At 41.9% G+C, this 9,455-nt stretch carries 8 protein-coding genes and 1 tRNA gene; 5 read left to right on the top strand and 4 right to left on the bottom strand.

Going from position 1 to position 9,455, the window contains the following annotated elements; all coding sequences use genetic code 11:
• Positions 1 to 65: 65 nt before the first annotated feature.
• Positions 66 to 830 carry a hypothetical protein gene (locus KIH41_RS17645; RefSeq protein ID WP_214163285.1) on the top strand — a complete coding sequence of 255 codons (765 nt, stop codon included), beginning with the start codon at positions 66 to 68 and terminating at the stop codon, positions 828 to 830.
• A 55-nt stretch (positions 831 to 885) separates the two neighbouring features.
• Here KIH41_RS17645 and clpX read toward each other — a convergent pair whose 3' ends face one another.
• The 4 genes from clpX to KIH41_RS17665 all read right to left on the bottom strand — a co-directional run bounded on the left by clpX (position 886) and on the right by KIH41_RS17665 (position 4,363).
• The gene (clpX, locus tag KIH41_RS17650) at positions 886 to 2,112 is read right to left on the bottom strand and encodes an ATP-dependent Clp protease ATP-binding subunit ClpX (RefSeq protein ID WP_213946813.1); all 1,227 of its coding nucleotides are present in this window, start codon (positions 2,110 to 2,112) and stop codon (positions 886 to 888) included.
• 3 nt (positions 2,113 to 2,115) lie between these two features.
• A complete protein-coding gene (locus KIH41_RS17655) occupies positions 2,116 to 2,787 on the bottom strand; it encodes an ATP-dependent Clp protease proteolytic subunit (protein WP_262897981.1) in 672 nt (223 codons plus the stop codon).
• A gap of 77 nt (positions 2,788 to 2,864) precedes the next feature.
• Positions 2,865 to 4,190, bottom strand: coding sequence for a trigger factor (tig, locus tag KIH41_RS17660; protein WP_213946812.1), 1,326 nt, complete (start codon positions 4,188 to 4,190; stop codon positions 2,865 to 2,867).
• A 91-nt stretch (positions 4,191 to 4,281) separates the two neighbouring features.
• A tRNA-Leu gene (locus KIH41_RS17665) sits at positions 4,282 to 4,363 on the bottom strand.
• 216 nt (positions 4,364 to 4,579) lie between these two features.
• On the opposite strand from KIH41_RS17665, the gene KIH41_RS17670 reads away from it, so the two are divergent.
• The 4 genes from KIH41_RS17670 (at position 4,580) to KIH41_RS17685 (ending at position 9,132) form a co-directional block, all read left to right on the top strand.
• Positions 4,580 to 6,802 carry a RelA/SpoT family protein gene (locus KIH41_RS17670; RefSeq protein WP_213946811.1) on the top strand — a complete coding sequence of 741 codons (2,223 nt, stop codon included), beginning with the start codon at positions 4,580 to 4,582 and terminating at the stop codon, positions 6,800 to 6,802.
• Positions 6,803 to 6,860: 58 nt separating this feature from the next.
• A complete protein-coding gene (locus KIH41_RS17675; protein WP_213946810.1) occupies positions 6,861 to 7,334 on the top strand; it encodes a Fur family transcriptional regulator in 474 nt (157 codons plus the stop codon).
• The gene (locus KIH41_RS17680; protein WP_213946809.1) at positions 7,324 to 7,671 is read left to right on the top strand and encodes an STAS domain-containing protein; all 348 of its coding nucleotides are present in this window, start codon (positions 7,324 to 7,326) and stop codon (positions 7,669 to 7,671) included. Before KIH41_RS17675 ends, KIH41_RS17680 begins: the two co-directional genes overlap by 11 nt.
• Positions 7,672 to 7,860: 189 nt before the next feature.
• A complete protein-coding gene (locus tag KIH41_RS17685; RefSeq protein ID WP_213946808.1) occupies positions 7,861 to 9,132 on the top strand; it encodes an adenylosuccinate synthase in 1,272 nt (423 codons plus the stop codon).
• The last annotated feature ends 323 nt before the right edge of the window (positions 9,133 to 9,455 follow it).

Below are 9,455 nucleotides of genomic sequence, written 5' to 3' on the forward strand. Positions count from 1 at the left end.
TATCAGCGTAAACTATGGCCCAGTGACCTCCGTTTTAGACAATCAATCCCTCATTGAGGGAGTTTTTGGAAACAGCCCAGGAAAAGCGCAAGGTTGAACTGAATATCACGGGAGGGGATGAGATTTTAATGGAGGAGTTTGTGGTAAGGGGCAACCAAGTTGTAGACGAAGATGATGGGATCACAAGAATCTACGGTAAAGGAGACCATATACTTAGGGCGGCTGATTATCATGATGCCCATGAAAACTACACTATAGCCCAGTTCATTCAAGGAAGGTTGCCGGGTGTATCAGTGATACCGGTTAAAGATGAAATGGGGAACATAGTCATACCTCCCCAATTAACTTTTAAAATCCAAGGTGTATTTGTTCCTCTTACCAAGGGGAATCCTCCTCCCCCTCTGCTTTTTGTTAATAATCAAGAAGTGGATTTTGAGGAATTCAGTGCGATTAATCCTACAGATGTTTTGACTATAGAAGTGTTTTTGGCCGGACAGAGCAATGCCAGGTTTGGGTCTATAACCGATAATGGAATAATAGCTGTCTATACCAAAGGTGGAGGGGGATTTTATCAATCTGAAGGGGTGCTCCATATCAAATATTCAGGTTATTCAACTGCACGGGAATTCTATGTTCCAAAATATGACGAGGAAAAATCACCCAAACCAGACTTCAGGAATACTCTTTATTGGAATCCCTTTGTGGCTTGGTCCGGAAATGAAGCGGAAATCGACTTCTTCAACAATGATGTTTCCAATAGCTTCAGAGTGGTCGTGCAGGGAATCGATAAGTATGGAAGATTATCATACGCTGAGAAAATAATTGACTAAAAAAAACAGCCTTGGAATGATCCAAGGCTGTTTTTTATTTATAATATAGTGCTTTTTAAGCCACCTGCAACTTCTTAAACTTAGACTTGTCAAATTGCTGCATGGCGTATTTTTCGTCAATAACCAGCTCTTTAACTGTCTTGTCAGATGGCAATTCGTACATGGCATCTGTGATGATGGCTTCGCAAATGGAGCGAAGTCCACGGGCGCCGAGGTTGTATTCCATTGCTTTCTCCACTATATAGTCGATACCACTTTCCTCAAATGTAACCTTGACATTCTCCATTTCAAGCAGTTTTTCGTATTGCTTGGTCAAGGCGTTTTTAGGTTCGGTCAGGATGCTTTTCAAGGCGGCCTTGTCCAATGGATCCAAGTGGGTAAGCACTGGCAATCTGCCGATCAATTCCGGTATAAGGCCAAAGGATTTCAAATCAGGCGCTGTCACATACTGTAGCAGGTTGTCTCTATCCAGCTGGTTGAATTCGGTTTTCTTGGAGAATCCAAGTGGCTGGGTGTTGAGTCTGTTGGCAATATGTCTGGCAATACCATCAAAAGCACCACCGCAGATGAAGAGTATGTTTTCGGTATTTACCGCTATCATCTTTTGGTCTGGATGCTTTCGTCCACCTTGTGGCGGCACATTTACTACAGTACCTTCCAAAAGCTTCAATAAGGCCTGCTGTACGCCCTCTCCACTCACGTCTCTGGTGATGGATGGATTGTCTGATTTTCTGGAGATTTTGTCGATCTCATCAATGTACACAATCCCTCTTTCTGCCGCTTCTACGTTGTAGTCTGCCGCTTGTAGCAATCTGGTCAAAATGCTTTCCACATCTTCGCCCACATAACCAGCTTCAGTAAGTACAGTAGCATCTGCTATACAGAAAGGCACCTCTAAAACCTTAGCCAAGGTTTTGGCCAAATAGGTTTTACCCGTACCTGTATCACCCACCATTATGATATTGGATTTCTCAATCTTGATTTCATCATCAGTATTGATTTTTTGGTCCAATCTCTTGTAATGATTGTAAACGGCTACAGAAAGCACTTTTTTGGCGTCCTGCTGGCCGATCACATAATTGTTAAGGTACTCGGTAAGCTCCTTTGGTTTTTTAAGCTTAAACTTGAATTTCGAGTCGTACTTTTTGGTTTTTTCCTCTTCACCAAGAATTTGGTTAGCCTGTTCGATACAGTGATTACAGATATGCGCTGAAATCCCTGAGACCATTAGGTCCACATCCTTTTTATTCCTCCCACAAAAGGAGCATGTAACTTGAGCCATGGTTTATTTCTTTCTAACTAATACTTCGTCGATAAGGCCGTATTCCTGGGCTTCAGGGGCTCTCATCCAATAATCTCTGTCACTGTGCTTTTCGATCTCTTCGATATCTTTACCAGAATGAAGGGCAAGGATTTCATATAGCTCCTGCTTAAGGATCAAGATCTGGCGAGCTGTGATTTCAATATCGGAGGCCTGCCCCTGGGCACCGCCTAGTGGCTGGTGGATCATCACTCGAGAGTGAGGCAATGCAGAGCGCTTGCCTGCAGCACCTCCTGCCAACAATACCGCTCCCATAGAAGCAGCTAAACCGGTGCAAATAGTTCCCACTTCAGGAGCAATATATTGCATGGTGTCATAAATACCTAATCCGGCATACACGGAACCACCCGGGCTATTGATGTAGAGAAGGATATCTTTCTTGGCATCTACAGACTCCAAAAATAGCAATTGAGCGGTGATGATATTGGCAATATGGTCATCTACTTGGGTGCCCAAGAAAATAATTCTATCCATGATCAACCTTGAAAAAACATCAATTTCGCGGAAATTCGTAGGTCTTTCCTCAATTACCGACCTCGTCATGTTCTCGATATGGCTGGTATATTGGTCAAAAGCTGTACCGCTCACTCCCTGGTTATGAATGGCGTATTTTCTGAATTCGTCTTTGTTAATCATGCGTTGTAGTTTTAAGTCTATACAAAAATAAAAAAAGCCCTTAAAAAAGGACTTTTTATTAACGAATATATTAACAATTAGTTTGCCAAAAGCTCCTTGAATTGATCAAGGCTAATTTTTTCTTCTTTCATCTTGATCTTCTCTCTTACAAAGCCCAAAACTTTCTCGTTTTGTACTGAGGTCAGCATCTGCATGTAGTTCTGACCTTCGTTGCCTTTAAGGTAGTTGTCAACAAACATGTCCATGTTGTCTTCCATTTGGGCACCTAAGCCAGAAGAAGCCAATTGCTCACGGATCATTTCTTTAGTTTTCTCGATTACCTCTTCGTGCTCAGCTTTGATCTCATTGTCTTTGGCGATCTTGTTGGAGATCAATGACCAAACCAATTGCTTAGCGTACATAGGGTATTCCTTGGCGATATCTTCCTCGCTTACATTCTCATTGGCCTTGCCCAACCACTCTTTCAAGAAGGTTTCTGGCAATTCAATGTTAGCCGTATCTACTAATTTATCCTTGATTTGCTCTTCAGTGAAGGTTTTGGTTTCTCTGTCATAGTTTTCAGACATGATTTCCTTCACCTTGTTTTTGAACTCCTCTTCAGTGCTTACTTCATTTGGTCCAAATACTTTGTCAAAGAATTCTTGATCCAATTGAGCTTCCTCAGTTCTGTTGATGTTTTGAACTGTGAAGGTGTAAGTACCTGAAATTTCGGCAGCCTCTTCTTCTGACATGTCAAGTACTTCAGCAAGATCAGTTTTGATAGCTTTAGAAGGATCAAATTCAATCACCGCGCCTTTTTCAACACCGATGAATTTCTTTACTGATCTTCCGTCCATTTTAGATAGGGGAAGGGATAGAGTCTTCTCAAAAGAACCGTCAGCAGATTTTAAGTCCCCGTAAAGGAAGTCGTTTTCTTCGCTTACCTCAGGGTTGGTCATCTTGCCATACTGCTTCTTAAGGTTTTCGATCGCTTCGTTCATCACCTTGTCGTCCACTTCAATAGAGTAAGCGGTAGCTTCAAGAGATTCGTCAAGCTTGATGTCTACATCTTCAACGAAACCTATTTTATATTCGAATTCAAATTCCTTCTGGTTCTTCCAATCAATGTTTGCAGCACTTTCCACTACCGGAAGCGGCTCTCCCAAAATACGGAAAGGCTGTTCTTTGATATATTCATTCAGCGAAGAAGAAAGGATATCGTTGATCTCATCTACCAGCACAGAAGTGCCGTAAAGGTTTTTCACCATAGAAATGGGAGCCTTACCTGGACGAAAGCCCTTGATATTGGCCTTCTTGGCATAGTCCTTCAGTTTTGCATCAACTTTTGGTTGATAATCTGCTTCAATTAAATTAATTTTAATGGAAGCTTCATTTGCAGAATGCTTATCTAATTTGATTTCCAAGGTAGTATTGATTATAAGTTTCTATGAATGAACTAAAAACCCTCAACCTCGATCCTGAGTTGTGTCAGGACCGTGATCGAGGGTCTGTAAGTGCGGATGAAGGGACTCGAACCCCCATGCCTCGCGGCGCTAGATCCTAAGTCTAGTGCGTCTACCAATTTCGCCACATCCGCGTCTCTAATGTGAGTGCAAAGGTAATAAAGAAATTCTTTCTGGCAATAGTTAGAGGAATAAAATCCGATAAAAATTTGAAAAAAAATCACCCAACATACCGGCTCCAATTTGTGTTGGTTTACTATTTGTTTGAAAATGAGCTTCTTGTTTACAAGGTTTAAAAATATGCAAATCACCCCTATCAATAAAAAAAGTTTTGTTATAACTTCGATTATATGATTAAAGTAGATCTAGAGTTAGAAAGGAAAGAAATTCTAAAAAGATATAGGAAGTTATTACGGATGGCTAAGCCGGTATTAAAGCCAGGAGATGCCAAAATTATCAAGAAAGCTTTTAATGTATCCAGTGAGGCCCACAAGGAAATGCGACGCAAATCCGGGGAACCTTATATTTACCATCCTTTGGAAGTTGCTCTGGTCTGTGTGGAAGAAATCGGACTTGGCACCACCAGTATCGTGGCGGCCCTGCTCCACGATGTAGTAGAGGATACCGAGTGGGAGCTGGAGGACATCCAAAGGGAATTTGGTCCCAAAGTAACCCAGATCATTGATGGGTTGACCAAAATTTCCGGGGTATTTGAGTATGGTAGCTCCCAGCAGGCGGAGAATTTCCGAAAGATGCTGCTTACTCTTTCGGATGATGTAAGGGTGATCTTGATCAAACTTGCCGATAGACTTAATAACATGCGTACTCTGGAGAGCATGCCAAGGCACAAGCAGCTCAAAATTGCATCCGAAACCATGTATCTCTATGCCCCTTTGGCGCATAGACTGGGTCTATATGCCATAAAATCGGAGCTGGAGGATCTTTACTTGAAGTATACCGATACAGAAACCTACGATTTCATCTCCCAGAAAATAAGTGAGACAAGGCTATCCAGAAATCGGTTTATTAAAAACTTCATCGCTCCGATAGAAAAAGAATTGACCTCCCTGAATTTTAATTATAATATAAAAGGAAGGCCCAAGTCTATCTATTCTATCTATAATAAAATGAAAAAACAGAACATTCCCTTTGAGGAGGTATATGATCTGTTTGCTATCAGAATAATTATAGATACTCCCTATGAAAATGAAAAAGCGGATTGCTGGCAGGTTTACTCCATAGTGACAGATTTTTACAGGCCCAATCCCGACCGATTGAGGGACTGGATCAGTACCCCGAGGGCCAACGGCTACGAATCCCTGCATACCACCGTGATGAGTAACACAGGGCAGTGGGTAGAGGTGCAGATCCGAACCCAGAGAATGGACGATATCGCCGAAAGGGGATATGCTGCCCACTGGAAATACAAGGAAAAGGACTCTCCTGGTAAAGCAAGCAGGGGACTCGATGAATGGATCACCCAGGTGAGGGCTCTGATGGAGACCAATGACGGTTCTGCAATTGAGTTCATGGATGATTTTCGCAGCAACCTGTTTCATGACGAGGTATTCGTATTTACCCCTAAGGGTGACCTAAAAGTGTTGCCGTTTGGGGCTACTGCTTTAGACTTCGCATTCGACATCCATACTGAGGTAGGGGCAAAATGCATAGGTGCCAAGGTGAACCAAAAACTGGTAAGCATAAGCCATCCCTTGAAAAATGGTGATCAGGTGGAGATTTTGACCTCCAACAAACAGAAACCGAATGAGGATTGGCTAAAGTCGGTGGTGACTTCCCGGGCTAAGGCCAAAATCAAAGATGCCCTTCGGGAGGATAAAAAGTCGGTCATTTTGGACGGTAAGGAGATCGTCCAAAGAAAGCTAAAGCAGATGAAGATGGATTTCTCCTCTGTGGCAGTAGAACAACTGAGAGCTTTTTTTGAAACCAAAACGCCTAATGAGTTTTATTATAAGGTAGGGAAAGGGATAATTGATCCAACTTCGATCAAAAGCTTCAAGGAGTTTAAAGACAATAAGAAGGAGAAGAGCAAATCAGAGAGTGCGCATAAAATCGTCGATGAGCCTTCTTTTGTCAAGGAGATCAAAAACCTCAAAGGCCCAAGCCACGACCAGTTATTGATAGGGGAGGATATGGATGTGGTGGATTACATTTTGGCAAAATGCTGTAATCCCATCCCTGGAGATGATGTTTTCGGTTTTGTCACAGTCAATGAGGGCATCAAGATCCACCGTACCTCCTGTCCAAATGCCCTCGAGCTTCTGTCCAACCACGGAAATCGGGTGATAAAGGCCAGGTGGACGAGTCAGCAGGAAATTGCATTTCTCGCCGGCCTTAAAATAGTGGGTACCGATAGGGTAGGTTTGATCAATGACGTCACCAAGGTTATTTCAAATGAATTGAAGGTCAACATGAGGTCCATCACCGTGGATTCTGACAGTGGGATTTTTGAAGGTTCTATTAAGTTATATGTTCACAGTACTCAGCATCTCGACAACCTTATTAGAAACCTCATGAAGGTAAATGGCGTAATCAAGGTTACTCGCTTTGATTAGATGGAATCTTTTCTGGTTTTCTCATGTATATTTGTAGAAATAACAATCTAAATAACGAATGGCCCTGAACGAAACCCTCTTTGAGGAGGTGAAAAAAATCTTTACAGCCTATCTAGAGAACAAAAAGCTAAGGAAGACTCCCGAACGCTATGCGATTTTGGAGGAAATCTATGGTAGGGGAGGCCATTTTGATGTGGAGTCCCTTTACATCAGCATGAAAAACAAGAACTACCGCGTCAGTAGGGCCACTGTATATAATACGTTGGACCTTCTGGTGGAGTGCGACTTGGTGACCAAACATCAGTTTGGCAAAAACTTGGCTCAATATGAAAAGTCCTATGGGTACAAGCAACACGATCACTTGATCTGTACGGAATGCCACCAAGTGATGGAATTCTGCGACCCGCGCATTCAGAATATTCAAAATACGGTAGGAGAGGTTCTTAATTTTAATATCATCCACCATTCATTAATACTTTACGGAAATTGTAACAAGGAAAACTGCGAAAACAGACCTGCATATGAAAGTTAGCTATGACGCCATCAAAGAGGATGGCTTATTGATTTTGAAAATTAAAGGCGATTTAATAGGGGATGAAATTGGTCCCAGGTTGGTAGAGGTAGTTTCGGACGCAGTAAATGACAAGATTAAAGTTTGTATAATCGATCTAAAGGATGTGAGGTATATCAGTTCCAGTGGAATAGGGGTGCTGATTACCATGCTTACCAAGATGAGAAATGCCGACGGCGAAGTTTATCTCACTTCACCGTCAGAACATGTAAAGAAGCTTTTGATCATCACCAAGCTGAATAATATTTTCAATGTTTTTGATTCCGTGGAGGAGGCCAAGGAGAAAATTGGAGCTTGAAATATGGGATTTTAGTATTCTATAGAAGCCTTGTTTCATATGAAGCAGGGCTTTTTCAATTTTGGGGCAGTAGGTCTTCAGGGCAATTTGAAAATAATAAATACCCGTTTTTCCTTGTAATATTTTCAATGAATCGCAAACTTCACGCCTCAAAAGAAAATAATCTACTTCAAGATAATTATATAAAATATGAAAATGGACGTTCTTTTAGGTCTACAATGGGGTGATGAAGGAAAAGGGAAAGTGGTAGACTACCTTGCTCCAAAGTACAATGTGGTTGCCAGATTTCAGGGAGGTCCAAATGCGGGCCATACATTGGAGTTTGACGGTATTAAACACGTGCTGCATCAAATCCCGAGTGGTATTTTTAGAGAAAACCTGAAGAATATTATCGGTAACGGGGTGGTGCTGGATCCTGTGGTGCTTAAAAGAGAGATTGAAGGCCTTGGCAAATTCAACATGTCCGTCAATCAAAACCTCTTCATCTCTAAGAAAGCCACCATTATTATTCCTACCCACAAATTGCTGGATGCAGCTTATGAAAAATCCAGAGGGGAGAATAAAATTGGCTCTACGTTAAAGGGGATCGGTCCAACTTATCAAGATAAAATCGGAAGAGTCGCCTTGAGGGTAGGGGATATCTTAAGCCCTGACTTTGATAAAAAATACACTGAGCTTGTCAACAAGCATAAATCTGTCCTAGGATTCTATGAGTACGACCTCAAAGATCTGCCTGAGTTAGAAAAAGCGTTTTTCGATGCGGTTGAGTTTTTCAGAGGCTTAAACCTTATCGATAGTGAATATGAGGTAAACGAGGAGTTGTCAAATGGGCAAAGGGTTTTGGCAGAAGGAGCTCAAGGCTCTTTGTTGGATATTGATTTTGGAAGTTATCCCTTTGTGACCAGCAGCAGCACGATGACTGCAGGGGCTTGTACTGGTCTTGGTGTAGCGCCTTCGGTTATTGGGGAGGTCTTCGGTATATTTAAGGCGTACTGCACAAGGGTTGGTAGTGGACCGTTCCCTACGGAATTGTTTGATGAGGATGGTGAAAGGATGAGAAAAGAGGGGAATGAGTTTGGTTCCACCACTGGTCGTCCCCGCCGATGTGGCTGGATTGACCTGCCTGCTCTCAAGTACAGTATCATGATCAATGGCGTTACGCAATTGTTTATGATGAAGGCTGACGTGCTTAATATTTTCGAAAATATTAAAGTATGTACTCATTATGAGTTGCCAGATGGCTCAAAGATCGACAAGTTGTCATTCGAGATTTCAGAAATAGACGCCCAGCCGGTTTATCAAACCCTAAAAGGCTGGAACTGCTCATTGGCAGAGGTAAATAAGTATGAGGATATGCCTCAGGAGCTAAAGGAGTATGTTTCGTTTTTGGAAAAAGAATTAAATGTGCCGATTAAAATGGTTTCCGTGGGCCCTGATAGGACCCAAACGATTATGAAATGACCCCAGAACCGGCCTTCGGCCGGTTCTTTTTTTTGTCTCTGTGGAAACTTTTTGAGCGGCGATAAACTTTTTAAAGGTGATCTTCAGGTAGTTTAAGAAAACCCGTAACTTTATTCTCTGCAAACTGTTGCCAAATCCATAAAGGTTGTGCACCTTTGCATTCCCAAACGAGGGGAATGAGAGCTGAAATAAGAAGAATAGATAAGATTTATCTTTGAATGTCCACTCAAAAAGAAATAAAATTTTATTTGAGATTGGTTTTGAAAATAAAATTTTTCTTCTCACCTTTGCAAACCCAATCGGAAAGAGGGGTATCGGAAGAA

It is taken from the genome of Litoribacter ruber, from assembly GCF_018500185.1.
Classification (GTDB): domain Bacteria; phylum Bacteroidota; class Bacteroidia; order Cytophagales; family Cyclobacteriaceae; genus Litoribacter; species Litoribacter ruber.